Annotated in this window: 22 protein-coding genes; 19 read left to right on the forward strand and 3 right to left on the reverse strand. The window is 59.2% G+C overall.

Annotated elements, in window-relative coordinates:
* From tnpA to ASC37_RS10640, 18 genes are all read left to right on the forward strand, one after another.
* Nucleotides 1–359 (forward strand): IS200/IS605 family transposase (gene tnpA / locus ASC37_RS10555; protein WP_055424245.1); only part of this gene is annotated, 359 nt, incomplete at its 5' end.
* 3 nt (nucleotides 360–362) lie between these two features.
* The gene (locus tag ASC37_RS10560; protein WP_055424246.1) at nucleotides 363–1,511 is read left to right on the forward strand and encodes an RNA-guided endonuclease InsQ/TnpB family protein; all 1,149 of its coding nucleotides are present in this window, start codon (nucleotides 363–365) and stop codon (nucleotides 1,509–1,511) included.
* Between the two features lie 199 nt (nucleotides 1,512–1,710).
* Nucleotides 1,711–2,145, forward strand: coding sequence for a lytic transglycosylase domain-containing protein (locus ASC37_RS10565; RefSeq protein WP_055424331.1), 435 nt, complete (start codon nucleotides 1,711–1,713; stop codon nucleotides 2,143–2,145).
* A 215-nt stretch (nucleotides 2,146–2,360) separates the two neighbouring features.
* A complete protein-coding gene (locus ASC37_RS11570; protein WP_157287473.1) occupies nucleotides 2,361–2,753 on the forward strand; it encodes an OmpA family protein in 393 nt (130 codons plus the stop codon).
* Nucleotides 2,750–2,950, forward strand: a complete 201-nt coding sequence (locus tag ASC37_RS10575; protein WP_055424333.1) for a hypothetical protein — start codon at nucleotides 2,750–2,752, stop codon at nucleotides 2,948–2,950. Before ASC37_RS11570 ends, ASC37_RS10575 begins: the two co-directional genes overlap by 4 nt.
* Nucleotides 2,940–3,227 carry a TraA family conjugative transfer protein gene (gene traA / locus ASC37_RS10580; RefSeq protein ID WP_055424334.1) on the forward strand — a complete coding sequence of 96 codons (288 nt, stop codon included), beginning with the start codon at nucleotides 2,940–2,942 and terminating at the stop codon, nucleotides 3,225–3,227. Before ASC37_RS10575 ends, traA begins: the two co-directional genes overlap by 11 nt.
* Nucleotides 3,228–3,237: 10 nt before the next feature.
* Nucleotides 3,238–3,534: a type IV conjugative transfer system protein TraL gene (gene traL / locus ASC37_RS10585; protein WP_055424335.1), complete on the forward strand. Its 297-nt coding sequence runs from the start codon at nucleotides 3,238–3,240 to the stop codon at nucleotides 3,532–3,534.
* Nucleotides 3,535–3,538: 4 nt separating this feature from the next.
* Nucleotides 3,539–3,835, forward strand: coding sequence for a hypothetical protein (locus ASC37_RS10590; RefSeq protein ID WP_055424336.1), 297 nt, complete (start codon nucleotides 3,539–3,541; stop codon nucleotides 3,833–3,835).
* Between the two features lie 3 nt (nucleotides 3,836–3,838).
* Nucleotides 3,839–4,432, forward strand: a complete 594-nt coding sequence (gene traE / locus ASC37_RS10595) for a type IV conjugative transfer system protein TraE (protein ID WP_055424337.1) — start codon at nucleotides 3,839–3,841, stop codon at nucleotides 4,430–4,432.
* The gene (locus tag ASC37_RS10600) at nucleotides 4,404–5,063 is read left to right on the forward strand and encodes a TraK domain-containing protein (RefSeq protein ID WP_055424338.1); all 660 of its coding nucleotides are present in this window, start codon (nucleotides 4,404–4,406) and stop codon (nucleotides 5,061–5,063) included. The genes traE and ASC37_RS10600 overlap by 29 nt, the downstream gene beginning before the upstream one ends.
* Nucleotides 5,063–6,283, forward strand: a complete 1,221-nt coding sequence (locus ASC37_RS10605; RefSeq protein ID WP_055424339.1) for a TraB/VirB10 family protein — start codon at nucleotides 5,063–5,065, stop codon at nucleotides 6,281–6,283. Before ASC37_RS10600 ends, ASC37_RS10605 begins: the two co-directional genes overlap by 1 nt.
* A gap of 126 nt (nucleotides 6,284–6,409) precedes the next feature.
* Nucleotides 6,410–7,132, forward strand: a complete 723-nt coding sequence (locus ASC37_RS10610; protein ID WP_055424340.1) for a DsbC family protein — start codon at nucleotides 6,410–6,412, stop codon at nucleotides 7,130–7,132.
* Between the two features lie 3 nt (nucleotides 7,133–7,135).
* A complete protein-coding gene (gene traV / locus ASC37_RS10615) occupies nucleotides 7,136–7,702 on the forward strand; it encodes a type IV conjugative transfer system lipoprotein TraV (RefSeq protein ID WP_055424341.1) in 567 nt (188 codons plus the stop codon).
* Nucleotides 7,703–7,719: 17 nt separating this feature from the next.
* Entirely contained in the window at nucleotides 7,720–10,299 is a 2,580-nt protein-coding gene (gene traC, locus ASC37_RS10620; RefSeq protein WP_055424342.1) for a type IV secretion system protein TraC, read from the forward strand.
* A 281-nt stretch (nucleotides 10,300–10,580) separates the two neighbouring features.
* Nucleotides 10,581–10,988, forward strand: a complete 408-nt coding sequence (locus ASC37_RS10625; RefSeq protein WP_055424343.1) for a pole-localizer TmaR family protein — start codon at nucleotides 10,581–10,583, stop codon at nucleotides 10,986–10,988.
* On the forward strand, nucleotides 10,988–11,782 hold the full coding sequence (locus ASC37_RS10630; protein ID WP_055424344.1) for a conjugal transfer protein TraF: 795 nt from the start codon (nucleotides 10,988–10,990) through the stop codon (nucleotides 11,780–11,782). Before ASC37_RS10625 ends, ASC37_RS10630 begins: the two co-directional genes overlap by 1 nt.
* A gap of 99 nt (nucleotides 11,783–11,881) precedes the next feature.
* A complete protein-coding gene (locus tag ASC37_RS10635; RefSeq protein WP_055424345.1) occupies nucleotides 11,882–13,303 on the forward strand; it encodes a conjugal transfer protein TraH in 1,422 nt (473 codons plus the stop codon).
* Between the two features lie 48 nt (nucleotides 13,304–13,351).
* Nucleotides 13,352–16,801 carry a conjugal transfer protein TraG N-terminal domain-containing protein gene (locus tag ASC37_RS10640; RefSeq protein ID WP_055424346.1) on the forward strand — a complete coding sequence of 1,150 codons (3,450 nt, stop codon included), beginning with the start codon at nucleotides 13,352–13,354 and terminating at the stop codon, nucleotides 16,799–16,801.
* 3 nt (nucleotides 16,802–16,804) lie between these two features.
* On the opposite strand, the gene ASC37_RS10645 is transcribed toward ASC37_RS10640, so the two are convergent.
* The 3 genes from ASC37_RS10645 to ASC37_RS11955 are packed head-to-tail and all read right to left on the reverse strand — an operon-like array spanning nucleotide 16,805 to nucleotide 18,264.
* Nucleotides 16,805–17,605, reverse strand: a complete 801-nt coding sequence (locus ASC37_RS10645; protein WP_055424347.1) for a hypothetical protein — start codon at nucleotides 17,603–17,605, stop codon at nucleotides 16,805–16,807.
* A gap of 24 nt (nucleotides 17,606–17,629) precedes the next feature.
* Nucleotides 17,630–18,037: a type II toxin-antitoxin system VapC family toxin gene (locus tag ASC37_RS11575; protein WP_055424348.1), complete on the reverse strand. Its 408-nt coding sequence runs from the start codon at nucleotides 18,035–18,037 to the stop codon at nucleotides 17,630–17,632.
* The gene (locus tag ASC37_RS11955; RefSeq protein WP_055424349.1) at nucleotides 18,034–18,264 is read right to left on the reverse strand and encodes a FitA-like ribbon-helix-helix domain-containing protein; all 231 of its coding nucleotides are present in this window, start codon (nucleotides 18,262–18,264) and stop codon (nucleotides 18,034–18,036) included. Before ASC37_RS11955 ends, ASC37_RS11575 begins: the two co-directional genes overlap by 4 nt.
* A gap of 328 nt (nucleotides 18,265–18,592) precedes the next feature.
* Here ASC37_RS11955 and ASC37_RS10660 point away from each other — a divergent pair, with 328 nt between their 5' ends.
* Nucleotides 18,593–18,832 (forward strand): hypothetical protein, encoded by a 240-nt coding sequence (locus ASC37_RS10660; RefSeq protein WP_055424350.1) that lies wholly within the window; start codon nucleotides 18,593–18,595, stop codon nucleotides 18,830–18,832.
* The last annotated feature ends 60 nt before the right edge of the window (nucleotides 18,833–18,892 follow it).

Genomic DNA, 18,892 nt, shown 5'->3' on the forward strand with positions numbered 1-18,892 from the left:
TCTGGTGTCCGAAGTATCGGCGCGATGTGCTGACCGGAACGGTTGCTGAGGAAACGGGGGCAATGCTGGACGCGATTTGCATGGAGCGGGGCTGGCCGGTGATCTCCAAGGAGATTCAGCCGGATCACATCCACCTGTTTGTCAGCATCCCGCCTGCCATTGCCGTAGCCGATGCCGTCAAGGTGCTCAAGGGTGTCACGGCTCGCCGTCTGTTCCAGATGTTCCCGGCGCTGAAGAAGCGGCTGTGGGGCGGCCATCTGTGGTCGCCGTCGTACTACGTTGGCACAGCGGGCAACGTCAGCGCCGAGACCATCCGCCGCTACATCGAGCGTTCCGAGCATGTCACCAAGAGACGATAAGCGATGATGCGCACGGCGTCGATCTTGCTGGAATTGAGCGCGGCGCAGGCCGAAGCGCTTGCTGCGCTGCGAACGGCCTACGCGGATGCCTGCAACCGTCTTGTTCCCGTCGTGCGCGAGCACCGTCTGTGGAACCGCGTTGGCCTGCACCAGCGGAGCTATACGATGTTGCGCGAGGCGACGCCGCTGGGCAGCCAGATGTGTTGCAACGCCATCTTCTCGGTCTGCAAGGCGTACAAGGCGCAAAAAGAACTCGGGCGCATCAGGAAGGATGCGCCGATCCCAGAAATCCGTTTTGACCGCGCCAGCGTGCACTTCGACAAGCGCACCTATTCCCTCAAGGGAGAGACGGTCTCGCTCTATACCCTCGATGGGCGCATCACCGTGCCCATGCGTCTCGGCGAACACCAGCGTCGCATTCTCGGATCTGGCCAGCCGAAGGAGGCGGAGCTGGTCTTGCGCAAAGGGCAGTGGTTCTTCAACCTCGTCGTCGAGACTGACGACGCGCAACCTGTGGCTTCCGGCCCCGTGATGGGCGTGGATGTCGGAGAAAACAACCTCGCCGCCCACAGCTTGGGCAGGGTCTTCGGCGGCGAGCGATTGCGCGACAAGCGCGACCGTTACCTTGCCCTGCGCCGCCGTCTTCAGTCCAACGGCAGCCAGAGCGCGAAACAGAAGCTCCGGCAGGTCTCCGGCAAGGAGATGCGGCGCGTGAAGCACATTAACCACGAAACGAGCAAGGCCATTGTTCAGGCGGCGATTGATGCCGGCATCGCCAAGATCACGATGGAAGACTTGACGCATATCCGGGAGCGGATCAAGGCTGGCAAGCGCATGCGTGGCCGCCTGCACCGCTGGGCATGGCGACAGTTGCAGACCTTCGTCGAATACAAGGCCAAGGCTGCGGGCATCGCCGTCGAGTACGCCAACCCGGCCTACACCAGCCAGACCTGCTCGTGTTGTGGAGAGTTGGGGAAGCGCTCGAAACATCGTTTCGAGTGCCCTCACTGTGGTCTCCGGGCGCACAGCGACTTGAACGCAAGTCGGAACCTTGCCCGGATCGGCAGCGGTGCCCCGCTGTCGAGGGCGGTCGTAAATACGCCTGATGTTGGGAGTGTGGATATGGGCAACCATGTCTGCGCTTCACAATAAAGCCTGCGACTTCAGTCGCGGGTTATTTACGAACGTTCGGCGGATAAAAACGAATCGGCGCCGTCGGACAAGAAGTCCGCTCGGCTAAAAAGCCGGCGCAGGTCGAAACCCACAAGAAGACGACGAATAGAATAAAACAGAGCATTTCCAGTCTCTTTTTGACCGAGTTCTCGAACCATGCATTTTTATCATTCTTGCCATGTTCAAGACGTGGCCGATCCTTGCGATGCTCATACTCGTCCTGCTTGTTCCGGAGCGAGGTGTCGCCGCATGTTTCGAGGAAGCGGCGGGCCGCTACCGGGTCCCCTCGTCGCTGCTCATGGCGATCTCCCGAATCGAGTCGTCGGGCAACCCAAACGCGATCAACCGTAACCCCGACGGCAGCTACGACATCGGCCATATGCAGATCAACAGCCGGTGGCTGCCCGTGCTCAGCCGGTACGGGATCGACGAACGCAGCCTGTTCGACCCGTGCATCAACACCTACGTCGGCGCCTGGATTCTGGCGCAGAACATCCATCGACTCGGATACAACTGGGATGCGATCGGCGCTTACAACGCACGCAGTCCGGACAAAAGAATGGCGTATGCCAGAAAGATCGAGGCGATTCTGAGACGGCAGAAGGGGCTTTGATGGGCTCGACGTCACAAAAACTCGCTGCGTTCGTTTCGACTTGCGCGGTAACGATGGCCCTGGCGGGGTGCGCAAACGGCCAACAGCCGTCGCGTCAAGAGACGCAAGCCTCTCCGCGGACGCAAAGCATTGGATGGGTAAAGCAGGATTGGAGGATTTGCGAGGATGACACATGTCCGAAGCCGACTCCAAAGACGCTCGGGCTGGCGATTCCCATGGCGGTTGCTACGCGGCCCGCCGTTTCTGTCGAAATGCCAATTGAGCGGCGCGAACCGATCGTAGTGCATTTCGGGTTCGATAAAACGGTCCCTGTTGGCGACTGGAAACGAGCGCTGGAGAGCGTCGAGCGTAAGGCTGCGCCGTCAGACAGGCTGCTCATCGAGTCGTACACCGACGACAAAGGGAGCGCCAGATACAACGATCGGCTCGCACGCCAACGCGCCGAGTTCGTTCGGTCGTGGCTCAAGGCCAGAGGCGTAAAGAATCCGATGGAAGTCGTGGTCAAAGGCAAGTGCTGCTATGTGGCCCCGAACGACACGGAGGCGGGGCGCGCCGCCAACCGGCGCGTCGAGATTCGTTTCATCCATGACAAGGAGAAATATGAGTGATTCCGAAATCGAAAGAATCGATCCGCGACATGCTGATCGCCGGAGCGTTCATCGCGATGGGCGCATTGCTTCCGGGATCGCTGCTTGACAAGGGCTTCGAAGCCCACATCGGCGGCATCGCGATGGGGCTGGGCATCGGCTGGCTCATCAAATCCATCATCGATAACTCGAAAGGAGAAAAAAAGCATGAATCGTAAGGCACACGTGGCGCTCGCCGCAGCCGCTCTTTTTCTGATCGCAGGAAGCGCCTTTGCGGGCACGACTGGAACGGAGTTCCAGGATTTGTACAAATGGATCAACGATGTGGTGACCGGCTATTTCGGTAAGGCGGTGGCCGTGGCGGCGGTCGGCGTCGGGGCAATCATGTCCATCGCGCGTGTAAACCCCATTCCCATCTTGAGCGGAGTGGGGTTCGCGGTGTTTGAGCAATACACGCCGACGATCATCACCGGCATCCTGAGCGCGACCATCTGAGGACGGCGACATGGGTGGCGACGAAACCGGATACATCCCGAAATCGCTCGATGCGCAGGAGCGTTTCCTGTGGTGGGAAATGGATCAGGCAATCATTGCGATCATCCTGATCGGCATGGGGGTCATTTCCGGCTCCATGTTCTTGGGGATGGCTGCCGGCGTTTTTGCCGCCTGGCAGTACGGTCGCCTCAAGGCGGGCAAGCATCCGAAATTCGCCGTCCATGCACTTTACTGGTGGCTTCCGAGCGGGGTCTTCGTCAAGCCTCGCGTGACGCCGCCTTCGTCGCAACGATATTTCCTGGGGTAAGAACATGTTCGAGAAAAAACGCATTGCATTTCTTGCAACCGTTTTGGCGGCAGGCCCGGCGCTTGCTCAGGTCGAGCCCAACGTCTGCGTAGCAAGGCACATCAGCCCGGTGGATCAGGTCAACGGACAAGTCGTCTTCACCTGCCTCAAGAAGGTAGACGGAACCAACCAGAAAACGATTCAGCAGATGTACGAAGCCGGTTACCGTATCGTGTCGGCCACACAGACGATAAAGTCGGAAAGTACGATGGACACCTACACCACGCTCTTCCTGGAACGTAGTGTCGGAACGGGTAAATAAGCCATGCTTTTCAAGAAATATCTCTCGGAGATGGACAACGCCAACCGGGAGATACGCTTCATGCGCCTCCTCGTGGCGGGACTTGCCGTGCTGACGCTCATCGAGGGGGTGGCGATGGCGAAGCTTGCGGGGTCAGAGAGAATCGTTCTCGTCCCCCCTGAAATCACCCGTAGCTTCTGGGTATCGGGCAATGCCGTCTCCAGGGAATATCTGGAAGAAATGGCGTACTGGTATGCGGGGTTGGCGCTCAACGTAACGCCCGCCGTCTCCGATTATCAGAACAAACTGTTCCTCAAGTATGCGGCACCGTCCGAATACGGGCGCTTGCAGGCCGAGATGGGCGCGCGAGCGGAGTTTTTGAAAAAGAACAATGCGGCGACCCAATTCTCCGTCCGCAATGTCACGACGGACGAAAAAAACCTCAGGGTGGCGCTGTCCGGGACGCTCGTAACCTGGACTTCCGACAAGAAGGCAGGCGAGCGCAACGCCACGTATCTCGTCGGATTCAAGTTCATGAATGGAAAACTCTATGTCAGCGACTTCAAGGAAACCAGCGATAAAAATCCTTTTGGCGACCCTGCTGGCAGCCAGCCTTGATGCGCACAGCGCCCAGGTGCTCACTGGACGCCCTGACGACACCCTGAGCGCCACGGTGTCTCGGTTCGAGCCGACCATGATCCGTGTGGAGGGCCACCGCATCCGACGGGTTTTCGGAGCCGAAGGCGATTTTACGGTCGTGCCGGACAAAGACATTGGAACGGCATATATCAAGCCAGCGGCCGAAAAACAGGCATTCAGCGTTTTCGTAGCCGACGATGCTGGACGGACATGGAAGCTGCTGCTTTCCGTCTCCGACGGTCCATCCGATACCATAGTCATCAAAGGAGGGGGCGAATCGGGCAACGGCCGCTCATGGCGCGACATGGCGCGCAACCAAGCCATCAAACGTGTGCTGCTCGCTCTCGATTCATCGGATGAAACGGACATGGCTTCCCGCACGACGAACGAAGTGGTGCCTCTCTGGAACGAGGCCATGTTCGTGCTCGTCAAGGTCGTCGATGGGCCCCTCAGGGGAGAGAAATACATGCTCACGAATACCTCCGACAAACCCATGGTAATCGACGAGCGGGAGCTTTACCGGCGCGGCGTGGTGGCCGTGTCGGTCGAACGCCAGCAACTCGACCCCGCGGAAACGACGGCTGTGTACGTGATCACGGAGGGGGGGTGATGAGCACGGATGACAAGACCGCTCTCGCCGACCGTTTCAGGAATCTGTCGCCAAAGGCCAAGCAGTATCTCGTGCTTGGGGCCTTGGGCACGGCGTTTCTTGGGCTTGTTTTTGGCAGTGTCGCGCTCTGGAACAAGCAGCCATCGATGATTCCTCAGTCCGGCAAAGAAGAGCACACCACCAAGAACATCGCGGCACCCGGCTCGCAGGTCGATCCGCGCGACGTGTGGATGGCACAATCTTCCCAACAAATGAAGGAAATGGATGCGGTCATCCAGGGGCTCAAGCAAAAATTGGCCGAGATCGAACAGAAACAGAAACAGGAAAGCCTGCTCCCGCCGCTGCCCCCATTCCCGCAGCCTCAGCCTCCTTCCATGGAGCAGCCGCAGCCAGCCGCACCGTCTGCCATGCCCGCAAAACAAGAACCGCTACCCCCGCCGCCGCCAAAGGAACCGGGTATCTCCGTATTCGAAGTCAGCGATGCGGCACCGGTGGATCAGAGCAATGAAAAGCGTGGCAAAACCTATGTACCGTCGGGATCTTTCATGCGTGCGGTACTGCTGGGAGGGCTGGATGCCCCGACGGGCGGACAGGCACAGAACAATCCCTGGCCGGTACTGCTGCGGGTGCAGGACAACGCCTTCCTGCCCAACCGCTATCGGGCCAAGGTCAAGGAGTGCTTCCTCTTGGGTTCGGGGTACGGCGACATCAGTTCCGAGAGGGCCTATCTCAGGCTCGAATCGCTCTCCTGCGTGCTGAACAACGGCGAGGTCATCGATACCCCGGCCAAGGGATACGTAGTCGGAGAGGACGGCAAGGCTGGTATGCGCGGGCGGCTCATCAGCAAACAAGGCCAGGTGCTGGCCAATGCGCTCATGACCGGGATCATCTCCGGTATCGGACAGGGCATTCAACAGTCCGCCATGTCCTACAGCACGAGCGCGCTTGGCACGGTAGGTACCGTCGATGCTGGCAAGGAGTTCCAGGCAGGAATCGGCGCCGGCGTCGGCAGGGCGCTTGACCGGCTCTCGCAGTACTACATCAACCTGGCCGAGAAGATGTTCCCCGTCATCGAAGTCGATGCGGGGAGGGTCGTCGATGTCGTCCTGACCAAGGGCGTAACCCTTGGGCTCGGACCGGCGCTCGACGAAGGCGATTATTCGGACATCTGGAAGCGAGGTCGTCAGATCATGAGGAAACCTTTGGATCCAATGGAGTAATTGGTATGCGCAAGTTCGTCGTTTCAATCGCCGCGTTCGCGGCAGGCGGCCACGGTGTTCGCGGATGCGGGCGACGTGGAATCGTCAGATCATGAGGAAACCTTTGGAGCCAATGGAGTAATTGATATGCGCAAGTTCGTCGTTTCAATCGCCGCGTTCGCGGCAGCGACCACGGTGTTCGCGGATGCGGGCGACGTGGAAAAAAGACTCAAGGAGCAGTATCCCGCAACCAAGATCACCGCGGTTCGAGAAACCCCGGTCCAGGGGGTCTATGAAGTCGCGATGGGGCGAAACGTTGCCTACACGGACGCCTCCGGACGGTACATGATCTTTGGCCACCTCTACGACATGAAGGAGCAGAAGGACCTGACCGCCCAGCGCCTCGATGAGATCAACAAAATCGACGTGTCTGCGCTGCCCTTGAGCGATGCCATCAAGACCGTCAAAGGCGACGGCTCCCGGAAGCTCTATGTGTTTTCCGACCCGGATTGCCCGTTCTGTCAGCGCCTGGAGCGCGAGACGATGCCAAAACTCGATAACGTGACGATTTACACCTTCCTCTACCCGCTGGAAGAGCTACATCCCGACGCCAAGCGTAAAGCGGAAGCTATTTGGTGTGCCAAAGACCGCGCAAAGGCGTGGGATGACTTCATGAAAAGCGGCAAGCTTCCGGATCAGGAAACCCGGTGCGACAACCCGGTAGAACGGAATATTCAGCTAGGCCGTAGCCTAGGCATCAACGGCACGCCGACCATCATCATGGGTGATGGATCGATGGTGCCGGGGTTCGTGCCGGCATCCGAGCTCGAACGGCGTCTCGCCGCAGGCGAGACCGCAACTGGAGATTGATGAATGCGCAAACCCGTCATCGCTGTCATGCTGCCAGCCATTCTGACGGGCTGCGCCAGCACCCTGTCCGGGCTGGACGGAGAGACCAAATTTGCGTGTAAAGCGCCAGAAGGTGTGAGCTGCGCCTCGCTGTCCGGGGTCTATGCCAACGCCGTCGCCAACAATCTGCCGGCGCTGAACCCGGAATGGAAGGGCGAGGAAAAGGAAGGGAAAGGTGGAACACCGGCGGCACAGCCCGCGAAGTCCGCCGCAATCGTCGGTCGCGCGCCGTCGTCAGGTGACCCGGTCCGCACTCAACCGAAGGTGTTGCGCGTCTGGATCGCCCCATGGGAGGACGGCGACGGCGATCTCCATGACCAGTCGTACATCTACGTCGTGGCCGATCCTGGCCGCTGGGTGATCGAGCATAACCAGAAGCGGATCGTCGACCGCTACCGTCCAACGTTTCTCAGCACGGAGACGAACGGCAAGACGCAGCAGGGCCAGCCTGCGCAAGGGCCCGAGGGGGGCGGCGTCGTGCTGCCCGGCGCGCAAGGCTATGGGCCGACGCCGTCGCAGCAGATGGATTGAAGGGGGATGGATTGAGCATGCTCGAAGTCCTGAAAACCATCTTTTACGGCGAGCGGTTTGCTCCGGCCGACGCCGTTCCTCGCGCGCTGCTAGAGCAAATCGCCAGCATCCCGAAGCTGACCGGAATTCTGCCATATCTAGGCTGGATGAAGGACGAAAGGTTGTTCGTGCTGGATCAAGGCGCGTTCGGCGGAAAACCGGAGAAGAACATCGGCTTCTGCATCGAAACCATGCCGCAGACCGGCGCCAACGAAGAAATGGAACGGGTGCTGGCGAGCTTGTTCATGTCCTGCCCCCCAGGCACGGGCATCCAGATTTCTCTCTATGCAAGTCCGCACATTCTTCCGGTGTTGCGGACTCAGGCAAACATGCTCCCCGTCGATGGCGACAAAACCGGCGCGGAATGGGAGGACAGACGCAACAGGAACGTCTTTCGCGCACTGGGACGTCGCAGAATCGATTTCTACCTCGAAGGCACGGGAAAATCACTGTTCTCGCACCACATCTATCTGCTGCGCAACTACCGTTGCGTGATTTCCATCACGACGCCCTTGGATCCTTCGAATCCCGGCGATGTGGAAGAGGCGATCCGCATTCGGGAAAGCGCCCATGCGACCATGCGTTCGGCCCACCTGCCGGGGTGGGATTGGGGTCCGACCGACCTGCTCGAGTTCGTGGCCGATTTCTTCGACCATGAGCGGGTGTTCGGACGGGCGGCGGACAAACCGATTGAATACGACGAGTCGAAGCCGCTGCGCTTGCACCTTTCCAATCCGGAAATCGCATCGTGCGTCGCAGACAGCTTCATCAAGTTCCGCAAGGCGGGTGGGAACGAAACCGCACTGCAATGTTTCTCCGTACGGCAGTACCCAAAATACTACCGCCTTGGCAACATGGGGGCCTTGATCGGGGACTATTACCAGATGGCTCTGGCGATTCCATGCCCGTTCCTGATCACGATGGGTGCCATCATCCTTGATTACGAGTCGGCACGGACCAAGGCCCAGATAAAAGCGGCCCGCGCAACTCAGGCCGCCGGTTCCTATATGGCCCACTTCCAGCCCGACCTGCAAGACCGCAAGCGCGACTGGGACATGGTGTTGCGAGCGTTTGACAACGGACGCAACGTTGTCATGATGTACCACCAGATCGTCCTGATCTCGAGGCTGGAAGACGCGGCAAGGAGCGAACATGCGGTACGTGCCGTCTGGCGGGCACGGGGTTTCGATCTGGCCAAGGATGTCTATCTTCAGCATCAGGCGCTCATGGCGTCCATGCCGTGCACTCTGACTCCGGCGCTTCAAAAGGACTTGCAGATGTTTGGCCGAGCCGGGACGAAGACGGCGGACAACGCCGTCATGACCTCGCCGCTGATTGCGGAGTGGAAGGGGACCGAGACACCGGTACTCACGCTCTTTGGCCGCCGTGGCCAGATCATGACGTTCGATCTGTTCGACAACAAGGGCGGCAATTACAACTTCGCCGTGGCGGCGCTGTCGGGTTCCGGCAAGTCGGTATTCGTCAATGAGATGGCGTTCCGCTATCTCGGAACGGGTGCCAAAGTCTGGATCATCGATGTGGGCCGATCATACCGCAACCTGTGCGAGTTGCTGGACGGAGAATTCATCGAATTCTCGGACGAACGTCGCAACACGATCTGCCTCAATCCGTTCTCGATGGTCGTGGACATCAACAACGACATGGAGATGCTGTTGCCGTTGATCGCTCAGATGGCGAGCCCACGGGAACCCCTCGACAATTTCAGCTACTCGGCCCTGTCTAGCGCCATCAAGCGAGTATGGGACCAGAAGGGGAAGGAGGCGACGATCTCGGATGTCTACGACCTGCTCAAGACGGGCCGGCTCTCCGAGGAAAGCGAGCGCGAGCGCGATCTCGCGCGTCTGGCCACGGCGCTCGAGCCTTACACCCGCTACGGCATCTATGCGAGCTACTTCGAGGGGGAGGCCAACATAGCCTTCCACAAGAATTTCGTGGTCCTGGAACTGGAGGAACTGAAGAGCAAGAAGGATCTTCAGGCAGTGGTGATGCAGCTCATGATGTACCGCATCACCCAGGAGATGTATCTGGATCGATCCAAGAGGAAGCTGGTGATCATCGACGAGGCATGGGACCTGATGGGAAGCGGATCGAGCGCTGGGTTCATCGAGGCCGGTTACCGTCGGGCGCGCAAATACGGTGGCGCTTTCGGCACCATCACCCAGTCGGTGGAGGACTACTACAAGAACGACGCAACCAAGGCCGCGATCCAGAATGCGGACTGGCTATTCCTGCTCAGGCAGAAGCCGGAATCCATCGATCGGCTGGGCAAGGAAGGAAAGCTTCATGTCGACGAGTGGATGAAGCGGCAACTGTCGAGCGTCACGACCGAGCACGGTTATTACTCGGAGATCTTCGTTCACGGACCGATGGGTTCTGGTGTGGGACGGCTGATTCTCGACCCCTTCTCGATGCTGCTCTATTCGACCAGGGCAGAGGACTTCCAAGCGATCAAAACGCTCACGGAACAAGGGTTGTCGGTGGTCGAAGCAATCGAAACGCTGCTGCAGCGGAACGGAACGACCAAAAATGCTGCGTAAATCTGCGACTGTGGCCTTAACGAAGCGTTTCCGGGCGCTTTTCGTAGACGTTTCGGTTTTTGCCACATGCTAGAGTCGGCCTGTTCGGAGCCAACTCCTTTATTACAAAAAGTGCAAATCATGGGAAATTCAACGGCTGGCAACCGCAACTGCCCTACCCGTGACGAAGTCGTCCGGTAACGGCGGCGCTGCTTCAGGAGGGGTTCCTGGAGCAGTCGGGAAAGTGACGCCTGTCAGGCACGAGCACGGTCATCGAGACGGCTCAGGGCAGGAAGAAAACCGTGCGCACCTTTGTGCGCGTTTTTGAGAGCAGGATTGCGTTGAAGGCTCACATCGTTACATGGGCGTTATCGGTGTTGTCGGCGTGCATCGTCGGCGCCGCATGGATATACACCCACCCATCGCCGCGCATGGTTCGTGTGGACGTGGGAAGCCTGTTCGACGAGCAAAAGAAAAACCTGGCGGAAAAGATCAAGCCCGGCATGTCCGAGGAAGAGCAAAAGGCCCTACTCTTGTCGGCGGAAGATTACGCCAGAAGAGTCGATGGCGCGCTGGATGTCGTCGCCAGGGAATGCGATTGCGCCGTCGTCAACGCGGCGGCGATCCTGCGGCTTCCTGAAACGGGCGGCGCATCGGGAATACCGGACATGACGTGGAGGGTCAAAGAACTGCTCTCGGGGGGAAGGTAATGTTCGGCCGGAAGCTGGCCTGGGCGCTGTCTTTGACGGCGGCAGCGTCGGCGATGGCAGGTACGCCATCGAGCGGGCTGGACTATCCGTCAGTCTGGCAGTGCGACAGCACGAAGTTCAACTGGTATTGCCAAGTCGAGGAGACAAAGCCAACCCAACGGCAGCCACCCAAGAAAGCCAAGACCAAGGAAGAGATCGCCCTTGAAGAGATCGAGAAACTGCGCAAGGAACTAGAAGCGAAGAGGGCGCTCGCCATCTTGCAACCGACCCAGGAAAACGTCAAAGCCTACATCGCGGCTCAAGAGAGTTTGATGCAGCGCGCATCCGTATTCTCAGATGTCTGGCGCCGTGTCATCTGGCAAAACCCGGAAATGAACTACGAGTTGAAGCGTCCGGCGAACAACGCTGCCATCGCGACCTATACGAACCTGCGCAAGGCCGAAGAGAAGCGAACGCTGGACGAGATCAACAAGGAATGGGGGCTGTTCTTCTTCTTTCGCTCGGATTGCCCCTACTGCCATCGCATGGCCCCGACACTCAAATTTCTGTCGGAAGCCTACGGTATTACCGTACTTCCCGTCAGCCTGGATGGAGGAGGCCTGTCGGAGTACCCGAATCCTCTGCGCGATAACGGGATGGCTGCCAGGCTCGGCATCCAGCAAGTTCCCACGTTGGTGCTGGGGAACATTAGGGACAAGCGGCTGATTCCGTTGGGCTCCGGGGTGATTTCCGCTCAGGACGTGATCGAGCGCATCTACATCCTCACCAGTACACGGCCGGGTGAGCTGTACTAATCAGAAATGGAAACAAAGTGTCCGCTTTTGGCCGGCTGCATGAGGACCCCGCCTATGTTAGATAACCGGATCGTCGGTCACTTGCAAAAGGGAATACCCATGCTCAGGAAACGTCTCATCGCGGCAGCGATCGCGGTCACATTCAGCGCGTCGGCATCGGCCAGCATCCAGTCCGAGATGCAGTCCTGGTTCAACGAAATGGGAGCCTACGGCAACGTGACCGGCGCGCAGATGGTTCAGGGTCAAACCTCGACCGTGTACACCGGCGGCAGCATGTACATGCGCACGCCGATCCGCAACTATCAGCTCGCGTCGATAGCGCCACCCAGCATCCGTGGCGGGTGCGGAGGGATCGACCTCTTCGCCGGTTCCTTCTCGTTCATCAACAGCGAGCAGCTGACCGCGCTTCTGCGCAACATCGCCAACAATGCCATCTCGTACGCATTCATGATGGCGGTGAAATCGGTCTCCCCCGATTTGGCCGACCTCATGCAATACATCCAGGACCAGGCATCGAAGATCAACGGCATGAACCTCAACTCCTGCCAGTTGGCGGAGGGCATCACCACGGCCACATTGGGTCCCATTCTTTCCGACAAGAAAGAGCAGGCGAACGCCCAGGGCACGGGTTCCACTCTTTCGAACCTCTGGTCAGACAGCTTCCAGTCATTCGACGAGTGGCGAAAAGACAAGACCGCCAAGAAGCAGGCCCGCCAAAAGGCCGCCAGCGCTGATGCAAATCTGAAGGAAATCCTGCAACCCGGCAACGTCGTCTGGAAGGCCCTCCAGAAAACCAGCGCGCCCGACGAGCTGAAAGAGCTGATGATGAGCATGGTCGGGACCATCATCATTGTCCCGCCCGGCGATCCGGGAAACGAAAACGGCACCACGCCACTCTGGCGTTACGTCGGTCCGACCGGGGTCAAGTTCTCGGATTTCATCGGCAACCCGGAGTCGTCCACCAAGAGCGACGTCACCCTTCTCAAATGCAACGACTACGACTGCATGAATCCGGCTGCGGTCCCGAATCAGTCCGTCGCATCGCTGTCGTGGCATGTCCGTAAGACCATGGAGAATGCCACGAACAAGATCGTGAGCCGCCAGAAGCAGAGTTTCAGCGGCATCGACTACGCGGTCTACATGAATTCGTCGATTCCCGTGTGGAGGCTGGCCAACGTTGCCGCCATGAGCAGGAGCGGCCCTGCGCTTCTGACCGACAACTATGCCCAGGTCGTGGCCGTCGAGCTTGCCTACAACTGGTTCAACGAGATGGCAAACACCCTGCAAAAGGCGCTTTCCAACAACATGGCGGCCCAGGCGCAGGACGTCGTGCAGGCGAGCTCGAGCTTGAACCAGCGCATCGCGGATGTCCGGCAGCTCGCCTCCGCCGAGTATATGGCGCAATACCAGAAGGCCGTATCGACGGCGGAGCTGCAGAAGACCATACAGTGGCTTCATGAAACCATGATGAGATCGATGCCGGGCGACGTGCAGAAGTCGCTTCTGACGTTCAACCAATAGCGGCAATTTGCCTGCATCGGCTCGACGGGCAGAAAAGAGGGACCATTCGTGAATTTCGAAATCTACGCGTACTGGAACACGACGGAGCTCGTCAATGTGTTCAACGCGGTCGCGGCCATCACCGGCAGCGGAGACTTCAACGGCCTGCTGCGCACGCTGGCGCTCGTGGTGATCATCAGTCTGGTCGTGGCTGTTCTTGCGGGACGGAGCCGCCAGGAAGATTTCTGGCGCTGGGTGGTCATGCTCGCGCTGATGCATGGGATGCTGCTCGTTCCGAAGAGCAACGTGCTGATCGTCGATCGAACCGGAACGAACCCATCCCAGGTCGTCTCCAACGTTCCGATCGGCCTTGCGGCACTCGCTCATGGGACCAGCAAGATCGGGGATTGGCTAACGACCGCTTTCGAGACGGTCTTCTCACTGCCCGACGACGTTCAATTACGGAAGACGGGAACCTTGTTCGGGCACAGGGTCATGCTCGAGCGCCTCGGCACCCAGTTCTCCAGTCCCGTGCTCATGCGCAATCTCGACGAGTTCTATCGGGAATGCGTCATACCGGATCTTGCCACTGGATATATCAGCCCATCCACGCTCGCCACGACCGAGAATATATGGCAGGCGTTCAGCAACACCAATCCGGGATTGCTGGTTACCATCGCCGACTACAACGACCCCTCCGTTGCCAGTACGATGAGCTGCCCAGAGGCATACGCCGCGCTGACCGCGCAACTGAACCTGGATGCCAATACCGTGCTCGGGTTGAAGGCGCAGGGGCTGTTCCCGGAAATGTCGATGGCCGCTGCGAAGGTGGCGCTGTCGAACGCATTGCTGAGCACGCAGCAGTTCTTCGCCCCATCGTCAACCGCGACGCCGGTGCTTGACCAGATCAAGCAGGGAGCCCTATGCAACTACCTCATCGATGCTCCTGCCAGGGTAGCCGCGCAGATCGGAGATGCCGCGCAAGTTCAGCAAGCAACCGCTACGGCCGCAGGAATCCGCAGCTTCAAGACCGCCACGACGTCGATGTACTCGGTGGCCATGAGCGGCATGCCCAAGTTCCGGAATGCGGTCGAAATGATCGCCTATGCGGTGTTTCCGATCGTCGTGATCATGATCGTGGTGGCGGGACAGTATGCCGGAACCTTTCTCAAGGGATACGTCGGGTCACTGCTCTGGGTGCAGCTGTGGCCCCCGCTCTATGCGGTCATGAACTACATGATGAACATCAAGACGAAGAGCGAGGTCAGCTCGATGGTCGCGGCCAACGGGAATGCCTATCTCTCGTGCAACCTGACCAACTGGTTGGGTACGACAGCGGTCGACGACATGAATGTGGCGGCCTATCTCACTCTTTCCATCCCGATTATTGCGTGGGGCCTCGTGCAGGGGACGCTACAGGCGGCATCGAGTGCCGCGGGGGCCTGGATGCAGGGAGGCGGCGCGGCGGGCGGAAAGTTTCTGGACAACACCGTGAGAAGCGACCAGATGACCGCGGGCCAGTACAACACGGCTCCAACGATACGCATGGGCGCGCCAGTGCGCACGGACGTGGGGGCCGATGGCGTCAGCACGACCACGTTCGCGGACGGCCTCACCGCAGTGGATGCATCGGCAATGCAGCACCGGATCAACATGCGGCTCAACGCGGGAAGCAAGATATCCGCGGCACTCCAGCGGAAGTCGGAAGAAGCGGAAACGGCGGCCGTAGGCAACATGGTAGCCGCGGGCGCGGAAACGGTGGCGTCGCTCCAGAAGATGGGCGACTTCATTCGCGCGCACGCGACCGGAGCCCAATCCGGCGACAGCGCGACGTCGGAAGACATAGCAAAGATCGGCCAAGCCTACGGCAAGGCTCAGGACGTCGTAAAGAACTTTGCCAAGCAGCACGGCCTATCGGAGGATAAGGCGGCGGAGGTGCTGGGCGAGCTCGGGGCCAGTGGCGGACTCGATCTTCTTGGGAACGGCGTAACGGCAAAACTGAAGGCATCCGGCAGCAGCAAAGCCGCCGAATCGATAAGCAAGAACCTGGAAGACGCTTTCAGGCAGGCTCAATCGTTCAAGGAGGCGATGGAGCGTGCCCATCAGGTGTCGCGCCAGTCGCGGTATGACACGGGCGAATCGTCGGAGGCTAGGGGCATGCGGGCCCTGCGGGCGAGTTTGGACAGTTTGCAGCGTCATTCCGAGCAAGCGTCGGCCAACTACCAGCAGTCGCTGGCCTTCAAGGAGGAGGCGAACCGCGCCAGGGAAAACTCCGCCGCCTGGGAAACCGGCATGGTGCGTCAGTTCATCAACTGGATGGGAACGCAGCGCAACGAGCTGGATCTGCTCGGCAGGAATTTCGATCCCGGAACGGTTGCGCAGATGGCCGAGAAGAATCCGGAGCTGCTCACGCCGTTCGTGGAGAGATTCTTCAAGGAGCGCGTCGAACCGACGCTATCGGTCGGTGTGGGCGAAGTGAAAACGCCTGCGGACGTGCAGGCGTTCTTCGAACGCGGCAAGGAACGGGTCGGCAATCAAGACCGGATCGTCAAACTAGGGGAAGGGTATCTCTCCGTCATCGAAAATGCGGCCGCGGCCGCCGGCGTCAGCCCGAGTCAATGGGTGAGCAGCCAGTTGCCCGCCCAGGCGAAGGCGGAACTGGAAGCCGTCGGCTCCCAGATCCTGCGCGAGGCAAAAGGAATCGACGATCTTGGAACCAAGGAAAAACGGGAGCTGGAAAATCTGCTGAAAAACCCAGGATCTCTCTTGATAAGGGCGATTTCGAACGCTGGCACGTCGGTTCTCCCGGAAGGCACGACGTTCCTCTTGGACAAATATGGGGAAAAACTGGGACTGAAGAGCGGAAGCTTCGCGAAGGAAACCGCTCAGAATTACAAGGGCAGCGAAGGCCAGGCGTGGGCGGAGACGGGTATTTTCGTGTTGGGGATGGGGGTTGGAGGCGGCTTCGGCATGCGGCTGGCGAGCAAGACGGGAGACTGGTTTGCCACGCGCGCCGCCACGAAAGCGGAAGAAAAAGTCCTCAACGAGACGCTCGGCCGGAATTTCATCGGTCCGCCCCCCGAGCCCGTCGCGGAACAAGCCAGGCGTGCGGGCATGAAGGCGTTCAATGCCGAAGTCGAAGCAACGGAAAGGACTTTCGTCAGTCTTGGGCTCGCCGTTGGCGACGGGATCGGCAATCTCGGGGCGAAATGGGTGGGCGGTTTCATCCAAGAGAATGCCGATACCAGCCGGACGCAACCTGAGCCCCCGGTCGCACAACCCGCGTCTCCGGTTGCGCAACCCTCAGTGCAGCCGACGGCGCAGCAATTCGTATCGGCTAAACTGGACGGTACGTTGGGTAGAGGAACGGACGTCGCCGCGGACCTGCTCGGCGGGTTTGAGGGCGGTTCCAGCATCGGGAAGCTGTTTGGCGGCGGGCAACGGCCTGTGCCGCCTCAGCAACAGCCGGAGCGGGGCGAAGCGGTCAAGGACGACGGGCCCCCGCCGAGCGGACGATGAGCGCTAATGTCCGTCGCGAGTGCGCCGGCGCCGAGTTGCCTTGTCGGTCGTCACCGAAGTCTTGTCCTGCTTGCCGGGCCAGGGCGAACCGTCGGCTTTGGATTGAGAGTAGCGATGGTATCCATACTCGCTACGAAGGCGCTCGATTTCGTCGAAGCGCACGCGGGTCATCCAGCGTATGCGATCCTCGGCGGCATCTCGGGCCCACAGCAAGAGGAAGCCACCACCGAACAATAAACCAATAAACACAAGTGGGACAGCCAGTCCAAGTATGAGTGCCTCCAATATGCTCCCGCTTTCCGGGAAGAACTTAAAAAAACCAAGGTACCAAAAAAAAGCGAACCCCCCCAACAGGTAGATGGAAGATCTTTTACTCTCGCTAATAGCATTAGAGTTGGTTATCAAAAATAGGAAGCCCACTCCAATAATCGGCAGAATCACCTCTTTAGGGATGTTTTCTTCTGAGATTAGAAGCATCGCCGAAAAAGCGAAGCATAGGTAAGCGATGATAATCGGTCTTCTGGGAATTGTTCTGCGCAACGGCTTCCACGCCAGGATTAATGGGGTTATGAGGCAGATCACCAGGGCAAACCTGCCTATGTCCCAGTTGCCGGAGATGAGGGACAATGGGAAAACGGCAGCTAAAGCCGCAATGGCGCAAGCGACCGCCAGATTACGCAGACCGGGGAGTATCTCTCTCCTCAAGAAGGAGCGTATGGCGCGGAAACCGAACTTTGCCGCGTAATATGCTTGAACGAGATTGCCGAATAATGCGAACCATAACAACACGGTCGTATTGTCCATCGTCGTCCCCTATTGTTAAGCCACTCAATTCCCGAGTCCAAGCGTCTTCGCGGCGCGCTCGAGCCGTTCGTCACAGGTAATGATGCGCGCTCCATGACGCTCGGCCAGAGCGAGATAAAGCGCATCGTAGACTGTTAGATCGTATGCGTCGGCCAGAGAAAAGGCGGCAACGAGCAGTGAGGCATGCGGCTCGATGCGAACCGGCAGGGAGACGATCGTCTCGACGATCTCTTGGACCTCCTCGGAGGATAACTCGCCGCGCCTTTTCTTGCGCAATAGCACGTTGGGTGCTTCCGCCAGCATCGAATCCGGTGCCAACACGACGTCCGAGCCATGCATCGCCCGGTTCATGGCCGGCTCGATGTCGGGATGCAGCGGCCCATCTGGCACGAAGAGCCGAACGACGGCGGAGGTGTCGACGACCCAGATCATCGCGACCGGTCCTTCCTCACATCCTCGACGGTATCGCCAAGGGGCCTCCCGGAGAGTTTGCTGCGCCACTGCCGCGCAATCTCTATGGGCGAGGGCCGAGAAAGGCGTACCTCTCGTTCGATCAGAGCGCGGACGTATTCCTGCACGCTGCGATGGCTCTGCTTGGCAAGCCGCTTCAATGCCTCGTGGGCATCGTCGGATAGGTTGCGGATGTGTAGCGCTTTCATTGCATTCCAAAGATAGAGATAAGATACCGCCCATCTGCTACCACTATAGCACAAAAAATCTCTTGACTCCAGACGAAGGGGATGCTATAAATCAATCAAGGTGCTAGCAACACCTCAGAAGCGGTCTTCCGCGCCCGACAGTTCGCGGTATTTTTATGTCCGGAATCCGTCCGCCGCCTCCTCGGGCGGGTTCCCTGCCGAGTCGATGGCCGGGTGTGCGGCTAATACAAGACCCGCGAGGGGAATACGCCCGCCGCTCTTCTGACGGTTGCTAGCACCCGGCCGCCCACGGTCTTTCGTGGGTATTCGACTCGACAGGAGCGTGAAAATGAGCAAAGAACTCGAACTGCTCGATCTCCTCGATCGCGAAGAGCAGGTATTTTCCTGCTTCCAGACGGCGATCGGTCTGATCGACCCAAACCTGGAGCGGGATCCCGCCAAAGTGGAAGAGTTGCTCGACTTTTTGAGCGAGGAATACAACCGCGTGCGCGGGCAGGTGCGCAATCTCATCGTCGCGAATCGGCAGGCGGTCCTTCATAGAATCTCCGCAAGGAAACCCCTGACTTGAGTCAGGGGAGGAATTGCGGGTGCGCGAAGCGCACCATGTGGTATAAACTGTGACGCATGG

The sequence above is a fragment of the Tepidiphilus thermophilus genome, assembly GCF_001418245.1.
GTDB classification, from domain to species: domain Bacteria; phylum Pseudomonadota; class Gammaproteobacteria; order Burkholderiales; family Rhodocyclaceae; genus Tepidiphilus; species Tepidiphilus succinatimandens.